Annotated in this window: 11 protein-coding genes and 1 pseudogene; 7 read left to right on the top strand and 5 right to left on the bottom strand. The window is 69.7% G+C overall.

Annotated features, from left to right (window positions below):
• Window positions 1–6: 6 nt before the first annotated feature.
• Window positions 7–1,371 carry a glutamate-1-semialdehyde 2,1-aminomutase gene (locus OG698_RS05755; protein ID WP_406101820.1) on the top strand — a complete coding sequence of 455 codons (1,365 nt, stop codon included), beginning with the start codon at window positions 7–9 and terminating at the stop codon, window positions 1,369–1,371.
• Window positions 1,372–1,383: 12 nt separating this feature from the next.
• Here OG698_RS05755 and OG698_RS05750 read toward each other — a convergent pair whose 3' ends face one another.
• Window positions 1,384–2,067 (bottom strand): phosphatase PAP2 family protein, encoded by a 684-nt coding sequence (locus tag OG698_RS05750; protein WP_406101819.1) that lies wholly within the window; start codon window positions 2,065–2,067, stop codon window positions 1,384–1,386.
• Between the two features lie 81 nt (window positions 2,068–2,148).
• Between OG698_RS05750 and OG698_RS05745 the strand changes: the two genes are divergently transcribed.
• The 6 genes and pseudogenes from OG698_RS05745 (at window position 2,149) to OG698_RS05720 (ending at window position 10,992) form a co-directional block, all read left to right on the top strand.
• Complete coding sequence (locus OG698_RS05745) at window positions 2,149–3,720, top strand: hypothetical protein (RefSeq protein WP_406101818.1); 1,572 nt, start codon at window positions 2,149–2,151, stop codon at window positions 3,718–3,720.
• An 806-nt stretch (window positions 3,721–4,526) separates the two neighbouring features.
• Window positions 4,527–6,026, top strand: a complete 1,500-nt coding sequence (locus OG698_RS05740) for a xanthine dehydrogenase small subunit (protein WP_406101816.1) — start codon at window positions 4,527–4,529, stop codon at window positions 6,024–6,026.
• Complete coding sequence (gene xdhB, locus OG698_RS05735; protein WP_406101815.1) at window positions 6,023–8,449, top strand: xanthine dehydrogenase molybdopterin binding subunit; 2,427 nt, start codon at window positions 6,023–6,025, stop codon at window positions 8,447–8,449. The genes OG698_RS05740 and xdhB overlap by 4 nt, the downstream gene beginning before the upstream one ends.
• 1 nt (window position 8,450) lies before the next feature.
• Complete coding sequence (gene xdhC / locus OG698_RS05730; RefSeq protein WP_383083024.1) at window positions 8,451–9,260, top strand: xanthine dehydrogenase accessory protein XdhC; 810 nt, start codon at window positions 8,451–8,453, stop codon at window positions 9,258–9,260.
• Window positions 9,261–9,594: 334 nt separating this feature from the next.
• Window positions 9,595–10,008, top strand: a pseudogene (locus tag OG698_RS05725) (MFS transporter); the annotation flags it as partial.
• Window positions 9,994–10,992 carry an amidohydrolase gene (locus OG698_RS05720; RefSeq protein ID WP_406110865.1) on the top strand — a complete coding sequence of 333 codons (999 nt, stop codon included), beginning with the start codon at window positions 9,994–9,996 and terminating at the stop codon, window positions 10,990–10,992. The pseudogene OG698_RS05725 and the gene OG698_RS05720, both read left to right, overlap by 15 nt.
• 615 nt (window positions 10,993–11,607) lie before the next feature.
• On the opposite strand, the gene OG698_RS05715 is transcribed toward OG698_RS05720, so the two are convergent.
• The 4 genes from OG698_RS05715 to OG698_RS05700 form a co-directional block, all read right to left on the bottom strand.
• Entirely contained in the window at window positions 11,608–13,530 is a 1,923-nt protein-coding gene (locus tag OG698_RS05715) for an acyl-CoA synthetase (RefSeq protein ID WP_406101814.1), read from the bottom strand.
• 292 nt (window positions 13,531–13,822) lie between these two features.
• Window positions 13,823–14,722, bottom strand: coding sequence for an alpha/beta hydrolase fold domain-containing protein (locus OG698_RS05710; protein WP_406101813.1), 900 nt, complete (start codon window positions 14,720–14,722; stop codon window positions 13,823–13,825).
• Between the two features lie 47 nt (window positions 14,723–14,769).
• Window positions 14,770–16,095, bottom strand: a complete 1,326-nt coding sequence (locus tag OG698_RS05705; RefSeq protein WP_406101812.1) for an MFS transporter — start codon at window positions 16,093–16,095, stop codon at window positions 14,770–14,772.
• A 97-nt stretch (window positions 16,096–16,192) separates the two neighbouring features.
• Window positions 16,193–17,404, bottom strand: coding sequence for a M20 family metallopeptidase (locus tag OG698_RS05700; RefSeq protein WP_406101811.1), 1,212 nt, complete (start codon window positions 17,402–17,404; stop codon window positions 16,193–16,195).
• Between the last annotated feature and the right edge of the window lie 2 nt (window positions 17,405–17,406).

The following is a 17,406-nucleotide window of genomic DNA, read 5'->3' as shown; positions in this document are numbered from 1 at the left end:
GTCAGCGTGGATGCCGAAGAGTTCCTCCTGCCCCGGTCCCAGCTGGCGAACGAGCGGCTGCACGCCATGATCCCCGGAGGCGCGCACACCTACGCCAAGGGCGACGACCAGTACCCCGAGAACCTGGCCCCGGTCATCAGCCACGGCCGCGGTGCCCACGTGTGGGACATCGACGACAACCGCTACATCGAGTACGGGTCCGGCCTGCGGTCGGTCAGCCTCGGCCACGCCCACCCGCGCGTGCTCGAGGCGGTGCGGCGGGAACTCGACCGCGGCAGCAACTTCGTCCGGCCGTCCATCGTGGAGGTCGAGGCCGCGGAACGCTTCCTGGCCACGGTGCCGACCGCCGACATGGTCAAGTTCGCGAAGAACGGCTCCGACGTCACCACCGCCGCGGTGCGCCTCGCCCGCGCCGTCACCGGGCGCACGCGGGTGGCCATCTGTGGCGACCATCCGTTCTTCTCCGTCGACGACTGGTTCATCGGCACATCGCCGATGTCCGCCGGTGTTCCGGCGGCGACCACCGAGCTCACCGTGGCGTTCCCATATGGGGACCTGGCCGCCACGGAGGAGCTGCTCACCCGGTACCAGGACGAGGTCGCCTGCCTGATCCTCGAACCCGTCGGCCACACCGAGCCTTCCCCCAGTTCTCCACTTCGTTCGAGCAGGGGACACCCCACTCCCGGGTACCTCGCCGGCCTGCGCGAGCTGGCCGACCGGCACGGCTGCGTACTGATCTTCGACGAGATGATCACCGGCCTGCGCTGGTCCGAGGCGGGAGCCCAGGGTCTGTACGGCGTTGTCCCCGACCTCTCCACGTTCGGCAAGGCGCTGGGCAACGGGTTCGCCGTCTCCGCGCTGGCCGGGCGCCGGGATCTGATGGAGCGGGGCGGTCTTCGTCACTCCAGCGAGCGGGTGTTCCTGCTGTCCACCACACACGGTGCGGAGACGCACTCGCTGGCCGCCGCGATGGCCGTGCTCACCACGTATGTCGAGGAGGGCATCACGGCACAACTGCACGCCCTCGGGGAGCGGTTGGCGGCCGGTGTCCGCGAGGCCGCGGCGAGCATGGGCGTCGGCGACCACATCGTCGTCCGGGGCCGGGCCAGCAACCTGGTCTTCGCCACCCTCGACGAGACCGGGCAGCCGTCGCAGCAGTACCGCACCTTGTTCCTGCGTCGGCTCCTCGCGGGAGGAGTCCTTGCCCCGTCGTTCGTGGTGAGCAGCGCGCTCGACGACGCCGACATCGACCGCACTGTCGACGTGGTGGCCCAGGCCTGTGCGGTGTACCGGAAGGCACTGGACGCCGCCGACCCCACCCCCTGGTTGGCCGGGCGGCCGGTGAAGCCCGTATTCCGCCGCTTGGCGTGACGTGACGTGACGTCAGCGACGCGCCCGCCGACCGGCGGTGGCCGTCCGATCGCCCAGCCGGTCGGCCGTCCGGTCGACCAGCCACGCGGTCGCCGGAATGACCACCAGCGCGGTGCACCAGCCGCCGAGGGCGTCGGTCGGGTAGTGCGCGCCCATGACGACCTGCGCCCAGCCCATGGCGGCGCCGGCGACCAGCGCCGCGGCGAGCACGAGTGAGGTGCCGGCCGTCCTGCCGAGGCCGAACCGGCCGGTCGCGAGCAGCGCCACCACGAGGGCGAGGGCAGTGGCGAAAGCGGTGTGCCCGCTCGGGTAGGACAGGTTCTCGTCGCCGTGGATGGTGCGTCCCACCAGGTGCTTGAGCAGCGTCGTCGTCCCCACCGTGATGCCGACGCCGGTAACGGCGAGCACCGCCGCGCGAGGACGCCGAAGCAGCACGCAGCCCGTCACGGTGGCCGCTACCAGCATCGCCGCTCCCACGGGCTCGCCCAAGAAGTCCGTGGCCACAGCGACGTGCCACCACAGCGGCCCCACATCCTCCACCGCCGCCCAGATCCGCGCGTCCACCCTGCCAGGCCGGCCGGCCCCGGCATACAGGACCCCGAGCACAACGACCACCAGCGCGGCGAGGGCCGCAACCAGCCCGAGCCGCACCCGCAACGACGGGGGCAGCACCACGGGCGCCGGCCGACCGGTCACACGCCCACCGCGTCCGGTCGACCTGCGGTGATGACCTTCTTGTCCACCGTGCGCAGCATCATCGAACGATACGCTCCTGCGATGCGTCTGATACCCGACGACCCGTTCCCCGAGATCGGCCATCCTTTCACGACCGACGTGAGTGCGGACGGCCGCTGGATCGCCGTCAGTTGTCACGCGAGCGGGCGCGACGGCCGTGGTCGGATCGTCGTCTACCGGACGAGTGATCTCGCCCTGTGGGACCAGATCGTGCTGGAGCAGAGCATCGAAGGGCTCGCCTTCCATCCCGCCTTGCCCGTGCTTGCCGTGGGAACGGAGGACGGCGACGAGTTCGAACTCCGGGGCGGGCTGCACATGTACGAGCCGGAGACCCGGCGTCGTACAGACGTGGCCGTCGCCGGGGCCGGTGTCAGTGCCCTGCGCTGGCGGGACGCGCGCCGTCTGGAGGTGACGTTCGCTCGGCCGGTCGTCGACTTCGAAGACCTGGGCCGGGTGACGTACACGCGATCCGTCGCCGATTGCGACGACTGGCAGGGCGTTACTGCTGACGTGCTCGCGGTGCTGGTCTCCTGGCCGCAGGTGCCGGTGGAGGTCGACTGGAGCGGCATCAAAGGACCGGACATCGACCAGCCTCAGCGGTACCTTGCCGGCGTCGCCGCCGAGAGGCGCCGCGCCTGGACCCGGCGGCCCGGGGTGGCCGTTGTGGAGGTGCTGCGGGACGGCCGGATGCTGGCTGCGGCGCAGAGCGGGGTCCTGCTGGAGTGCTGGTCGCCGGACGGCACCCTGCAGTGGTGCGTGCCGGCGCCTGACGGGCCGTGGCAACGCAACGGCTGTCGGCTGTACGTCACCCCGGACGAGGAGAGCGTCTGGATCAGCCTCCTGGAGGGCGACAGCAGCGATCGGCGCACCCTGCTGTGCCGGTTCGCCCTCGCCGACGGCGCCCAACTCGCCGAACTCCGCCTCGACTTTCCGGTGGCCATCGCTGCGCGCACGGATGGTGCCTGGGTGGCCCGGGACTCCCGGGAGCTGTTTCCCGAGCCGCGCCGGCCGCCGAACGAGAGCGTCGTGCTCACGCCTTCCGGGCGACAGCTGACCACCCTGGCATTGGGGGAGAGCGACAGTTCCTACGACTTTCCGGTGCGACGCTCGCCCCATCTGCTTTTCCTCTACGGCGCAGGTGGCGGGGAGGTGAGGGCGGAAGTTTTGGAGAAGTGGGTCGTGCGGGCGGACCCCAACGGTATCGAGCGGCTGTTCCCGCTCGCCTGGGACGACTCCCTCGGCCCTCACCTGCGCGGCGGTCCCGCCGTGTACGTCGACGACGACGCTGGGCCAGGACTCGTCCACACGTGCACGGCGCGCAACGGCACCCACCTCGTACGTCGCGCGTACCCGGGCGGTGCTGTGGCCTGGGCGCACCGCTTCGACACGCGGGTTACCGGGGTCGACGTCCACGGCGGTCTCGTCCACGCCGTGACCGGAGCCGGGTCCTGCGAGCTGATCACGCTGCGAGCAGCGGAAGGCACGGTAGTACGGCGGAGGACGCTCACCCTTGGCGGGCACGTCTACACCCCGACCGGCCTGAGCGCCGGTCCGGACGGGGACCTGGTGATCGGCACGGTGGAGGGGCGGCTGATCGGGACGAGGGCGGGCTAGGGTGCTCTCCTCGCACCCAATGGTCCTGTCGCGAGGGACGCCAGAGCAGGAGGGTGTCAACAGCAAGGTCAGGCTGCTCGTTCGGTAGACCTACGGCCGTGCTGGACAGACCCGTCGGAAGTGGTGCCACAAGGAGGCCGTTTGGTCCGCGGTTGGTCCCTGAGGGGTTCGCTCAGGATTCGGGCAGTGGCATGAGGGACCGTGCTGATCACGGAGAGTAGCTCCCGTGTCGGGGTTCCCTGGAGTGGAACGAAGCCTCCAGGCAACCGACTTCAGACTCTAGGAGAACCCAAGTTTCTTAGGGCTGCGTGAACAAAGAACGTTCTCCGTCTGCTGGTGGTACACAGATCATCCCCGGTCAGGCACTGTGCGCTTGGCCGCCGGCGGCGGCGTCCCGGCTCTGATTCCGATCGGTTCTCGAGCGGAGACAGAGGGCGACCTCTTGACCCTGGTGGCCCCAGCCACTAGTTTGCGTTGGCCGTCGACCTGTCACTACCGAAAGGGGGCGACCAGCGGATGAACGCCAACTCTGATCTTGGTCGCCTCGCCCAACGCACGGTCTGGGTTCCAGGTCGGATCGCACACGGCGCCTGAGTACGCCGTCCTGATGTGCCCGTCCGTGGCACATTCGTGCCCGCCCGTCCGTGGCACTTTCCGGGTCTCCCGCCATCACCTTCCGGCACGTCACTGTTGCGTGCTGTCTTGCGCCCGCCCCTCTCTCACGTGGCGCGCCTGAACACAGAAAGCTGCCTGAAATTGGCGAACATGATGAATCGACCGATCGCGCAACGAAACGAAGGCCTGTCATGACAGCGGCGCGGATCACGGTCAACGGGAAAGAAACACCGATCTACCCGGCTGCGTGCCACACCACAGCGCTCGATTTCCTGCGTGAGCGTGGTCTCACCGGCACCAAGGAGGGCTGCGCCGAGGGTGAATGCGGCGCCTGTTCCGTCCTGGTGGCCCGTCCCGGTGTGAACAAGCCGACCGACTGGGTGGCAGTCAACGCCTGTCTGGTCCCGGCCGCGGCCCTCGACGGTCAGGAGATCGTCACTTCCGAAGGTCTCGCCACCGTCGGCGAACCCGGTACACCGCGCACGCTGCACCCGGTGCAGGAGGAGATGGCGGTCCGTGGCGGCTCCCAATGCGGATACTGCACACCGGGATTCATCTGCAGCATGGCCGCCGAGTACTACCGGCCCAACCGCTGCGCCCAGGCGGACGCGGCCGACAGTGCGGACTCGACCGGTAGCACGGGCGCGACCGAAGGCACCGACGTCGAGTACGGACCGAACGGTTTCGATCTGCACGCGCTGAGCGGGAACCTGTGCCGCTGCACCGGCTATCGCCCGATTCGCGATGCCGCGTTCGCCGTCGGTACGCCCGCCGATGAGGACCCGCTGGCGCAACGTCGTGAGCAGTCCCCGCCCGCACCGGTCGCCACCGAGTACACCCAGGACGGCAGCGCGTTCCTGCGCAGGGGCACCCTGGCCGAAACGCTGCAGCTGCTGCGCGAGCATCCCGACGCGGTAGTGGTCGCCGGTTCCACGGACTGGGGCGTCGAGGTCAACATCCGATCCCGGCGGGCGGATTGCGTGGTCGCCATCGACCGGCTGCCCGAACTGCGGGAGCTGCGCGTCGAGTCCGACCGCATAGTGATCGGGGCGGCGCTGACGCTCACCGAGATCGAACGCCGCCTCGGCGGTGAAGTCCCGCTCCTTGCAGAGCTGTTCCCGCAGTTCGCATCCCGCCTCATCCGCAACGGTGCGACCCTCGGCGGCAACCTGGGCACCGGCTCGCCCATCGGTGACAGTCCGCCCGTGCTGCTCGTCCTTGAGGCAACGGTGGTGCTCGCCGACGCCGACGGTGAGCGCGAGGTCCCGCTGGTGGACTACTTCACGGGCTACCGGCAGAGCGTGCGCCGCCCCGGCGAGCTGATCCGCGCGGTGCGCATTCCCCTGCCGCTGTCGCCGGTCGTGGCCTTCCATAAGATCGCCAAGCGGCGCTTCGACGACATCTCCAGCGTCGCGGTCGCTTTCGCACTCGACATCGAGGACGGGATCGTCCGCAAGGCACGTATCGGCCTGGGCGGCGTGGCCGCCACCCCGATCCGCTCCCTGGCCACCGAGGCGGCCCTTGAGGGCAAGCCGTGGACGGCAGAGACTGTCGAGACCGCGGCCCTGGTGCTGCGGGCCGAGGGCACGCCGATGAACGATCACCGCGCCAGCGCCGACTACCGCTCCGCGATGCTCGGCCAGAGCCTGCTGAAGCTGCACGCACAGACCACCGAGGCGGTGCCGTCATGAGCCATTTGTCCGAGCGTCCCGAAAAGCCTGTCGTCGGCGTCTCCATGCCGCATGAGAGCGCTGTCCTGCACGTCACCGGCACCGCGCTCTACACCGACGACCTGGTTCATCGCACCAAGGACGTGCTGCACGCGTACCCGGTCCAGGTGATGAAGGCCCATGGCAGGATCACCGCGCTGCGCACCGAGCCCGCGCTCGCCGTGCCCGGCGTGGTCCGCGTGCTCACCGGTGCCGACGTGCCGGGCGTCAACGACGCCGGGATGAAGCACGATGAACCGCTCTTCCCCGAAGAGGTCATGTTCCACGGCCACGCGGTCGCCTGGGTGCTCGGCGAGACCCTTGAGGCGGCCCGACTCGGAGCGGCAGCCGTCGAAGTGGACCTCGACGAACTGCCCTCCGTGGTCACGCTGCAGGACGCCATCGCGGCAGACAGTTTCCACGGCGCCCGGCCCATGATGCTGACCGGCGACGTCGACGCGGGTTTCGCCGACTCGGCGCACGTGTTCACCGGCGAGTTCCAGTTCTCCGACCAGGAGCACTTCTACCTCGAGACGCACGCGGCGCTGGCCCACATCGACGAGGCCGAGCAGGTGTTCGTCCAGAGCAGCACCCAGCATCCTTCGGAGACCCAGGAGATCGTCGCGCACGTTCTCGGTCTGCACAGCCACGAGGTGACCGTGCAGTGTCTGCGGATGGGCGGCGGCTTCGGCGGCAAGGAGATGCAGCCGCACGGGTTCGCGGCCATTGCCGCGCTCGGCGCCAAGCTGACCGGTCGGCCGGTCCGGCTGCGGCTCAACCGGACGCAGGACCTGACCATGTCCGGCAAGCGGCACGGGTTCAACGCCACGTGGAGGATCGGCTTCGACGCCGACGGCCGCATCCGGGCCCTTGACGCCACTCTGACCGCGGACGGCGGCTGGAGCCTGGACCTCTCCGAGCCGGTGGTGGCCCGAGCGCTGTGCCACATCGACAACACGTACTGGATCCCCAACGCGCGTATCGCCGGCCGCATCGCCAAGACCAACAAGGTCTCCAACACCGCCTTCCGCGGCTTCGGCGGACCGCAGGGCATGCTGGTGATCGAGGACATCATGGGCCGGTGCGCGCCGCTGCTCGGCCTGGATCCGATGGATCTGCGGGAGCGCAACTTCTACCAGCAGGGTCAGTCGACGCCGTACGGACAGCAGGTCGTCCAGCACGAACGGATCTCCGCCGTCTGGCAGAAGACCCTGGACAACGGCGGCATCGCCGACCGCAAGCGCGAGATCGCCGCCTTCAACGCCGCGCACCAGCACGCCAAGCGGGCCCTCGCGGTCACCGGTGTCAAATTCGGCATCTCGTTCAACCTCACCGCCTTCAACCAGGGCGGCGCGCTGGTGCTGATCTACAAGGACGGCTCGGTACTGATCAACCACGGCGGCACCGAGATGGGCCAGGGCCTGCACACCAAGATGCTGCAAGTGGCCGCGACCACGCTGGGCATCCCGCTGCACAAAGTGCGGCTGGCCCCGACGCGTACCGACAAGGTGCCCAACACCTCCGCCACCGCCGCCAGCGCCGGGGCGGACCTCAACGGTGCGGCGGTGAAGAACGCCTGCGAGCAGTTGCGCGAGCGGCTGCGGCAGGTGGCCGCCACCCAACTGGGGTCGAACGCCTCGGACGTACGCATCGTCGAGGGCGTCGCGCGCACGCTGGGCAACGACAAGGAGCTGGCCTGGGACGACCTGGTGCGCACCGCGTACTTGCAGCGAGTGCAGTTGTCGGCGGCCGGCTTCTACCGGACCGAGGGACTGCACTGGGACGCGAAGACGTTCAGGGGCTCGCCGTTCAAGTACTTCTCCCATGGCGCCGCGGCGGCCGAGGTGGAAGTGGACGGCTTCACCGGCGCGTACCGCATCCGGCGGGTGGACATCGTGCACGACGTCGGCGACAGCCTGTCCCCGATGATCGACATCGGTCAGGTCGAGGGCGGTTTCGTGCAGGGCGCGGGCTGGCTGACCCTTGAGGACATGCGCTGGGACGCCACGGAGGGGCCGAACCGCGGCCGGCTGCTGACCCAGGCCGCGAGCACCTACAAATTGCCGAGCTTCTCGGAGATGCCCGAGGAGTTCAACGTCACGCTCCTTGAGAACGCCACCGAAGAGGGCGCGGTGTACGGGTCCAAGGCGGTGGGTGAGCCCCCGCTGATGCTGGCGTTCTCGGTGCGCGAAGCGTTGCGGCAGGCCGCCGCCGCGTTCGGGCCGACCGGGGTCAGCGTCGAGCTGGCCTCGCCCGCGACGCCGGAAGCGGTGTACTGGGCGATCCAGGCAGCTCGCCAGGGTGATGTCTCCCGGAACGGGCTCGCGCACAACGGCTCTGCCACCAACGGCCACGCAGCCGACGGCAAGATCCGAAACGAAGCAAAAACGCTGAGCGGTGCCTGACATGACGTGGGTCGCCGCGGTCGCACGGCTGCGAGCACGCCGGGAGCCCGGCGTGCTGGCGACCGTCGCGACCGTGCGGGGACATGCCCCGCGCGACGCCGGTGCGAAACTCGTCGTGGGGCAGACCGAGACGTGGGGCTCGATCGGAGGCGGCAATGTCGAGGCCGTGGCGATCGATCGGGCCCGGGAGATGATCGCCGCGTCCAAGCCGGAGCCGGAGCTGATTGATTTCGCCCTGAACGACAAGGTGACCAACCAGCACGGCGTGCAGTGCTGCGGCGGCACGGTCTCGGTGCTGCTCGAACCCCTGGCGGTGGTACGGGCGGTGGCGATTTTCGGAGTAGGGCACGTCGGGCTGGAACTGGCACGCATTCTGGCGCGTCAGGACCTCGACCTCCATCTGATCGACACCCGCTCCGACATCCTCACCGAGGAGCGGCTCGGCGTGTTGGCAGACGCGGTGGGGCAGGTGCACGTGCATCACACGCTGCTGTTGCCCGAGGAGGTGCTGGCGGAGTTGCCGCGCGGCACCCACGTCCTGATCATGACCCATGATCACGCGGAGGACGCCGCTCTGTGCGACGCCGCCCTGCGCACAACCCATCTCGGCTCCATCGGGCTGATCGGGTCGGCGGCCAAGTGGGTGCGGTTCCGCAACCGCCTCGCCACCGAGGGCGGTCACGACGATGCCACCATCGATAGGATCAAGACCCCGATCGGGCTGGCGGACATCACAGGCAAGGAACCCGCGACGATTGCCGTGAGCGTCGCTGCCGATCTGCTGCGCACTTTCGAGGTCGAGGGGAACTGACTCTCAGAACTGACTCTCTCCAACTGGATCGACAGGGCCCCGCGCCGGTGCTCATGCACATGCGCGAGGTTCTGTCGGCGTGACCGTGCTCGTCACCAGGAGGTCGAGCCAGGCCAGAGGTAGCCAAGCCGGTGACGGGGTGGCCGCCCCGTCACCGGCGTTCACCGGTCCTCATCGGTGGGTCTTGCTGCCGGGTTTCAAAGTTTCGCGAATCCCTGGGCGACCGGGCGCAGCCGGTCGGGCGGAATCATTCCGCCCGCCATCGCGGCGATGTCGATGAGCCGGGTCGGCCCCAGGAACTGCAGGAGTTCCGAGTCGGCGATCCACGGCGGGTGCGCTGATGGCTCTCCCCGCCCTCGCCGCCGCGACGGCGACGATCATCGGCGGGCGGCTCGCCGACCGGTTCCAGGGACACCACCGAAGAGTGATCGTGCCCTGCATGTCGGTCGCCGCGCTGGCCCTGCCGGTCATGGCGTTCTCCTCGTCACTGACCGGGTTCATCCTCTTCGGCACACTCGCCGTCTTGAGCGCCTCCCTGACCCACATGCCGATCTTCGCCGTTCCGCTGCGCGGCCTTCCGGCGTCGTACGTCGGCACGGGCAGTGCGATGATCGTCCTGGGCGGCCAGATCGCCGGAATGGTCACCCCGCCCGCCGTGGGCGCGCTCGCCGACGCGTTCTCCTTTCAGGTCGCCTTCGCCTTCCTCGCCGTCGGAGCGGTGACAGCCGCCGTGATGGCCTGCCTCACTCCCCAGGACGAGACCGCCTTCCGCGCCGCCATGGGCCGGGCAATCCTCCCGACGAACCCCGCAAAGGAACCAGCATGGGCACCGACCCTTCCGCCCGGCCCACTGAAGGCTCCGCCGTCACCGAGATGCTCGCCGGCCTGGACGGACAACTCCCCGGACTCCTGGCCCTGTACAAGGACCTGTAAGCCCACCCCGAGCTGTCCTTCCAGGAGTTCCGTACGGCGAAGGCCGTCGCCGACCGGCTGCGCGCCAGGGCTGGCAGGTCACCGAGAACATCGGCGGCACGGAAGGCATCGGCGACACCGCAGGCGTCGGCGTCCTGGCCAATGGCGGGGCCGCCCCGTCGTCCTGCTCCGCGCCGATATGGACGCCCTGCTGGTGAAGGAGGAGACGGGACTGCCGTACGCCTCCACCGCGACCGGCACCGACCCGGACGGCAACGAGGTGCCCGTCATGCATGCCTGTGGGCACGACATGCACGTCGCCTGCCTGCTCGGCGCCACCGCCCAACTCGCCGCGCACCGCGAATCCTGGCAGGGTACCGTCCTCGCCGTCTTCCAACCCGCGGAGGAGGTTGGCGGCGCGCCCCTCGTGATCGACGACGGCTTCCGGGACCGCTTCCCCCGCCCCGACGTCTGCCTGGGCCAGCACGTCCCGCCCGCACCGGCCGGCCTCATCGCCACCCGCCCGGGACCGACCATGGCGGCCTCCGACAGCCTGAAGGTCACCCTCTTCGGCCGGGGCGGCCACGGATCGGCGCCGGAGACGACCATCGACCCCGTGGTCAGGACGGCCGCCGTCGTCATGCGCCTGCAGACCGTGGTCTCCCGGGAGATCGGCGCCTCGCACACCGCCGTGGTGACCGTCGGCTCGCTGCACGCGGGTACGAAGGAGAACGTCATCCCCGACACCGCCGAACTGAAGATCAACGTCCGCTCCACCACCCGGCGCGGCCGGGTGAGCCGGGTCTTGGACCGGAAATAGACCGGAACTGCTGGTCAGGCGTGGGATACCCGCGGGAGGAACTGGGAGTCACAGCGCAATCCAGGACCCGCTGCAAGCGGTCCGAACGAAAGGCGTCTGTCTGGCAAAAGGCCAGGTCAGACGCCTCTCTTCGGGTGTCTAGAAGAAGCCGAGCTTCTTCGCCGAGTACGACACAAGAAGATTCTTCGTCTGCTGGTGGTACACGGCCCTAGTCGCTTCTGACCTGTACTTAGGGGGAAATTGCATGGTGTGACGCCGAGTTGGTCCGCGTCTGGTCCGGATCTTGGCGTGCTGCCCGGGGTGCTGACGAGTGGGCCACCGAGATACCACATGGCACAGGTCGGCAGAACTGTCCTCATGCCGGAGGCAGTCGGTCGGCCATCTCGAAGCGTTCACGCAGCACGTGGAACTGCGACGGGCAGGTTACGGGCTGTCGAACGAGGTGCGGGCCAATTCGGTATCCGGCTGGGTGAGTTCGAAGCGCAGGTCGATCAGTCGACGTCCCACGGCTCAACGTCCGTGTGGGGAACAGCTGATCATGCACCGAGGAGAAGTTGGCGTAGACCACTGGTTTCCTCAACCCTCGGAGCTGCCGCCCGATACGGCAGGCCAGTCTCAGTCGCTTCCGGAGTCGGCGAACGCCCAGTCCACGCCGTACGGGGCAAGCTGGCCCGTGATCCGGCGGCGTAGGTCGGGGTCGGAGACGGGAGGCAGGGATACCGTCGGGCGGCCGTCGGCCAGGTCGCATCGGATCTCCTTGTGGGAGTAGGCGATGCCGATGGAGGCCAGAGCGCTGGAGAAGGCGCGCCGGGTGGCGTCGAGGTGCAGGGGGATCTTGGAGGGCTTGCCGATGTCGGTCAGGGGCAGCGCCGACAGGACGATGACGTCCTTGGGGGCCGCGGCTCGCTCGGGTACGTGTCGTGCGGCGAACGCGATCAGTTCGTCGGTGCCGGTGTCGGTTCCGCCGGGGGTCAGGGTGACGTAGGCGACGGGGACTTCGCCGGAGTGCGGGTCGGGGCGGCCGACGGCGCTCGCGCCGGTGATGGCCGGGTGGGCTAGGAGGGCGTCCTCGATGACGGCGGGGTCTATGTTGTGGCCGCCGCGGATGATCAGGTCCTTCGCGCGGCCGCGCAGGTAGATGAAGCCATCGGCGTCCACGCGCGCGCGGTCACCAGTGTTGAGCCAGCCGTCGCGCACGCTGCCGAGGCTGTCCATGCGCGGTCCGTCGGCGTGGCCGACGACGTAGCCGGGGAAGATAGTGGGGCCGCTGATGGCGAGGATGCCGGGTTCCCCCTGAGGGAGGTCGTGCCACTGGCCGTCGCTGTCGATCCGGACCGTCTTCACCTGCTGGTAGGGCATGCGCTGGCCCGCCGCCTCGGGGCGCTGGTGTTCGCGCAGGAAGCTTCGAGCGCTGCCACAGGTGGCCTCGGTCAGCCCGTACCCCTGGCACAGGGGGACGCCCGTGTGGTCCTCGAACGCCGCGCGTACCGCCGGCGGCAGAGGGGACGCCCCGACGATCGCGAAGCGCAGCGATGTGATGTCCGCGTCGAGCGGTACCCGGGCCAGTCCGGCGTAGACGGTCGGAACGGCGGACATGGTGGCGATCCGGAAGTGCTCGACGATCTTCCAGATGACCTTGAACAGCACCGGCTCGCGGTATCCGAGGGGACCGGCCCACACGCTGTGCTGACCGCGCAGCAGCGGTGCCAGCAGGGTGACGACCAGGGCGTTGACGTGGAACAGCGGCAGCCCGGCGAAGAGTACGGAACCGGAGTCCAACAGGCTGTTGGCCGCGATCATCCAGGCGTCGGTCACCTCGTTGGCGTGGGTGTGCGCGGCCAGCTTGGGGGCGCCGGTGGTGCCGCCGGTGTGGAAGTACGCGGCCAGGTCACCGGCTTTCGGGGGTACCACCCCGGGACGGAGATCCGCCGACTGGGCGGCGGCCGCGACGTGCAGATAGGCGACCTCGACCCCCTCGACCGGCTCCAGAGCGGGCGCGGCACAGGGCGCGCCGACGGGGCGCAGCGCGAAGAGAGCCGAGCAGCGGAGCGACGCCGCCACGGTGCGGGCCGTCCGCCATGCGCCGGGGTCGAGTTCGGGTCCGGCCGCGACCAGGATCCTTGCCCCGCCCAGTCCCAGCAGGCGTTCGGCGTGCTCGGCGGCGAGGGAAGGGTTGACGGGTGCGGCGATGCCCGCGAGCTGTGCGGCCAGGAGCGTGGCGGGCAGCAGGCCGGTGTTGGGGGTCAGCAGGCCCACGGCGGTGGTACGGCGGACACCGTGCTGGTGGAACAGGTTCGCGATGCGGTGTACCTGGTCGCGCAGCTGGGCGAAGCCCACGGCCTCGCCGCGCGTCCACTGCTCCGCGCTGGGCAGCACGGTGAGAGCCGGCCGGTCGGGCCACAGCATGGCGGCGCGGGCCAGAACGTCGTAGGTGGAACCTGGCAGGCCGCGATCCTCGAGTGCGAGGGACTCGATCGTCTTCAGGTCGCCCGGCTGGTCGTACGTCGGCCAGAGCGGATCGGGTTGAGGGATGTTCACGGCAACTGCCTTCCGAGAGCGGGCTGGTGGAGGTGAGGAGGGATCCGGTTCGGTCTCAGCCGATCAGACGCTTGAGAGCGGTATTGATCCATGCTGTTGCTTCGCCGCCGGCCGGGCTGAGGTGGTCCATGCCGTAGAAGCCGCGGACGAGTCCGTCGAACTGCTGGTGCTCGACACGTACTGCGGAGTCAGGGGTGGGCGCCGCCTAAAGGGAGGGTGGGCGGCACCCTCCTGTATGTCCGCGCCGGGTGGATGCCCGTGCATACGGATGAGACCGGATGGTCGTTCCGCGTCAGCTCAGCAGGGCGGCGCAGAGGGCGGCGCGGGCCGCTCTGCCTTCGGGGATCGGCAGGAGGGGGTAGACGTGGAGCATCTCGGGCGCCTCGTGGAAGTCCAGCTCGACGCCCGCGGCCGTGGCGCGGGCGGCCAGTCGCCGTGCGTCGGCGTTGACGATGTCGTGGGTTCCGCTGAACAGCGTGATCGGGTTCAACCCGGTCAGGTCGGCGAGCAGAGGGCTGACGTGCGGGTGGTCGATGGGGAGCGCGCCGCGGTAGAGGCCCCCGGCGTAGCGCGCACCTGGGACGGCGAGCCAGGGGTCGCGGTCCTCGAGCAGGGTGATGCGCGGATCGGTCAGGCTGATGTCCAGCCAGGGGGAGATGAGGACGGTGCGGGCGGGCGCGGGCTGTCCTCGGTCCCGCAGATGGACGGCGACGGCGAGGGCCATTCCGCCGCCGGCGGAGTCTCCGATGAGACTGAGCGCCGTGTCGGCCCCTTCGCCGAGGATCTCGGCGGCCAGGTCGGTGACGGCCGGCACCACCTCGGCCGCGGTCGCCAGGGGAGCGAGGGGGTAGATCGGCACGGTGACCCGGGTGCCGGTCTCGACGGCCACCTGGGCGATCAGCTTCCAGTGCTGGGGTGCTATCTCGTTGATGTACGCGCCGCCGTGCAGATAGATGGCCCGCCGTCCGGAGTCGCGAGTGCCGTGCGGGGTGACGTCGTAGACGGGCCATCCGGCCACCCGGCGTACGGCGAGGTCGACCGTGCGCTCCAGTCCGGGCGGCGGTGCGTATCCGGTCGGCCGGAGGGAACGGGCGAGGGCCTGTTTCCGGACGGCCTCCGCCGAGCTGAGCACCTTCTTGGCGCCACGGAGCCGCACCACGGTCGGCATCGCTCTGCTGATCAGGCTCGGCACAGTACGGCTCCGTTCTCGAGGTCCTTGGACGTCGGTGTTCTTCGGTGTCACGTCAGGTCGGTGTTCTTCGTCTCGGGCATCCGGTGCACCACGACCAGGGCGAGGAGCAGCAGGACCACCGTGTAGCCGAGGAAGAGGTCACCCTTCCCGGTGCTGGTCAGCCACGTCTGAAGATACGGCGCGCTGCCGCCGCAGGCGGCCACGGCGATCGCGTAGGGGAAGCCCACGCCTGTCGTGCGGAGACGGGTGGGGAACATCTCCGCGAACACCGCGGGGGTGATCGCCGCGCCTGCGGACATGAAGAGCATGGCCGTCGTCATCGATACGGCCAGTTGCCAGACCTGGTCCTGGATGAACCAGTTCAGGGGGAAGGCCAGCATGGCTCCGCCGATGTAGGAGCCGTACAGGACGGGCTTGCGGCCGACGCGGTCGGAGAGTGACCCGAATAGGGGCAGCGTCACGAGGAAGACCAGGTTGGCGAGGACTCCCGCCCACAGCGCGGATGATGCGTCGATGCCCTTGAGGGAGATGGCCTGGGCGGGAGCGGAGACGGCCCAGGTGTAGTAGACGACTGTTCCGCCCAGGGTGAGGCCGATCACGCGCAGGCACGCCGCCCGGTTCTCCCAGAAGCCCCGCCACACGGAAGGGCGCGGCTCGTCGTGTGGGGTGTCGGCCTGCTTCTCGAAGGCTTCGGTCTCCTCCAGGCGGAGCCGCATGATCAGCGCGTACAGGCCCAGAAGTCCACCGATGACGAAGGGCACCCGCCAGCCCCACGCGTGGAGTTGGTCCTCGCTCAGGAAGGAGGCCAGGACCGCCCCGATCACGGTGGCGACCATGATGCCGCAGGTGCCGGAGATGTAGATCAGGCTCGACCAGAGCCCGCGCCGTTCGCGGGGGGCCATCTCCGCGACGTACGTCTGGGCCGCGGGAAGCTCCCCGCCGTGGGCCAGGCCCTGGACGAGTCGCGCGAACACCAGCAGGGCGGAGGCGCCCACGCCGATCGTGCCGTAGGTCGGTGCGAGGCCGATCAGGAGGCTTCCGGCGGCGGCCAATCCGATGGAGCCGACCATCGCCGCACGCCGCCCTTTGCGGTCGCTGAGCCGGCCGAAGACCAGGCCGCCCAGGGGACGCATGAGGAAGCCGACGGCGAAGATGGCCAGGGTACTCAGGAGCGCCGAGGTCGGATCAGCGGAAGGGAAGAACTGCGAGGCGAAGAAGGGGGTGAAGATCGCGTAGACGTTCCAGTCGTACCACTCCAGGGCGTTGCCCACGCCGGTGCTCATGATGGTGTGGAGCCGGGACGGGGCTGGGGCGCTCTTCACCGTGGTGCCGGGCGTGCCGGGTCTGTTGGCCGAGGGCGCATGGTTGGGCACGGGTTCCTCCTGGGGGACGAGACACAGCGTGGACGAGCTGTGTACGGCGGTGCGGCGGTGCGAGGGACGCGGCGGGTGGGAGCCGCGGACGGAGTGGTCAGGAGGCGGGGGCCGACGTTGCCTTCGACAGTCGCCGCAGGGCGAGTTCGGCGTAGAGCGCGGCGCCGTCCCCGAGCACGCGGTCGTCGAAGACAGCCCGCGGCGAGTGGTTGTACGGGGCCTGCTGTACGTCCCGGTCCGGCGGGCAGGCACCCAGGACCACGAACGCGCCGGGGACCTCGTCCAGCACCCGGGAGAAGTCCTCCGACCCGGTGGCCGGCCGAGGCGCCCACGCGAACCGTTCCTCTCCGTGCACCTCCGCCACCACGTCGGCGACGAACTCGGCTTCGGCCGCGTCGTTGACGGTGAGGGGGTACAGCTCGGCGAAGTCCACCTCGACATCGAGGCCGTGGGCGGCCGCGATACCCCGGCACACCTGCACGGCGCCGTCCTTGATCAGGCCGTGCGACGACGCGGAGAACGACCGTACGGTCGCTGTGAACCGGGCCTCGTCGGGAATGACATTGGCGGCCGTGCCCGCGTGGAAGTCGCCGACGGTCAGCACCACGGGGTCGAACGGATCGAACCTGCGGCTGATGAACGTCTGCAGCGCGGTAACCATCTCGCACGCCGCCGGTACGGGGTCATTGGCCACGTGCGGCATCGAGCCGTGACCACCCGCACCGCGGACGGTCACGCGAAGGCTGTCGGAGGACGCGAGGATCGGGCCCCGGCGGGTCGCGAACATCCCGCTCGGGAGTACCCCTGACGTCACGTGCAGTGCGTAGGCGGCCACCGGCCGCTCACCGGAGGCTTCAAGGACCCCTTCGCCCAGCATGTGGCCGGCGCCGTCCTGACCCTCCTCGCCGGGCTGGAACATGAAGACCACATCGCCCGCGAGCTCGTCCCGGCGAGAGCTGAGGAGCTGCGCCGCGCCGACGAGCATGGACGTGTGCAGGTCGTGACCGCAGGCGTGCATGACCCCCTCCGTACGGGAGGCGTACGGAAGATCGGCGCGTTCCGCGACGGGCAGCGCGTCCATGTCACCGCGCAGGAGCACCGTGGGACCGGGACGGGCACCCCGCAGGACCGCGGTGACGGAGGTCAGCCGGTTCCCTGTGGTGACCTCCAGCGGCAGCCCGTCCAAGGCGGCCAAGACCTTGTCCTGCGTGCGCGGCAACTCCAGGCCCAGCTCCGGTTCGGCATGCAGCGCCCGCCGCAGGCGGACCAGATCACCCTGCACACTCCACGCGTCCTCGCGCACCGACACCC

This window comes from Streptomyces sp. NBC_01003, from assembly GCF_045162695.1.
Taxonomy (GTDB): Bacteria; Actinomycetota; Actinomycetes; order Streptomycetales; family Streptomycetaceae; genus Streptomyces.
The sequence above is the reverse complement of the archived record's forward strand: the minus strand, read 5'-3'. Positions and strand labels throughout refer to the sequence as shown.

Coding starts and splice junctions, on each gene's coding strand:
- OG698_RS05740 (WP_406101816.1), top strand. CDS start 4,527: ATGACAGCGGCGCGGATCACGGTCAACGGGAAAGAAACACCGATCTAC.
- xdhC (WP_383083024.1), top strand. CDS start 8,451: ATGACGTGGGTCGCCGCGGTCGCACGGCTGCGAGCACGCCGGGAGCCC.
- OG698_RS05720 (WP_406110865.1), top strand. CDS start 9,994: ATGGCCTGCCTCACTCCCCAGGACGAGACCGCCTTCCGCGCCGCCATG.
- xdhB (WP_406101815.1), top strand. CDS start 6,023: ATGAGCCATTTGTCCGAGCGTCCCGAAAAGCCTGTCGTCGGCGTCTCC.
- OG698_RS05745 (WP_406101818.1), top strand. CDS start 2,149: ATGCGTCTGATACCCGACGACCCGTTCCCCGAGATCGGCCATCCTTTC.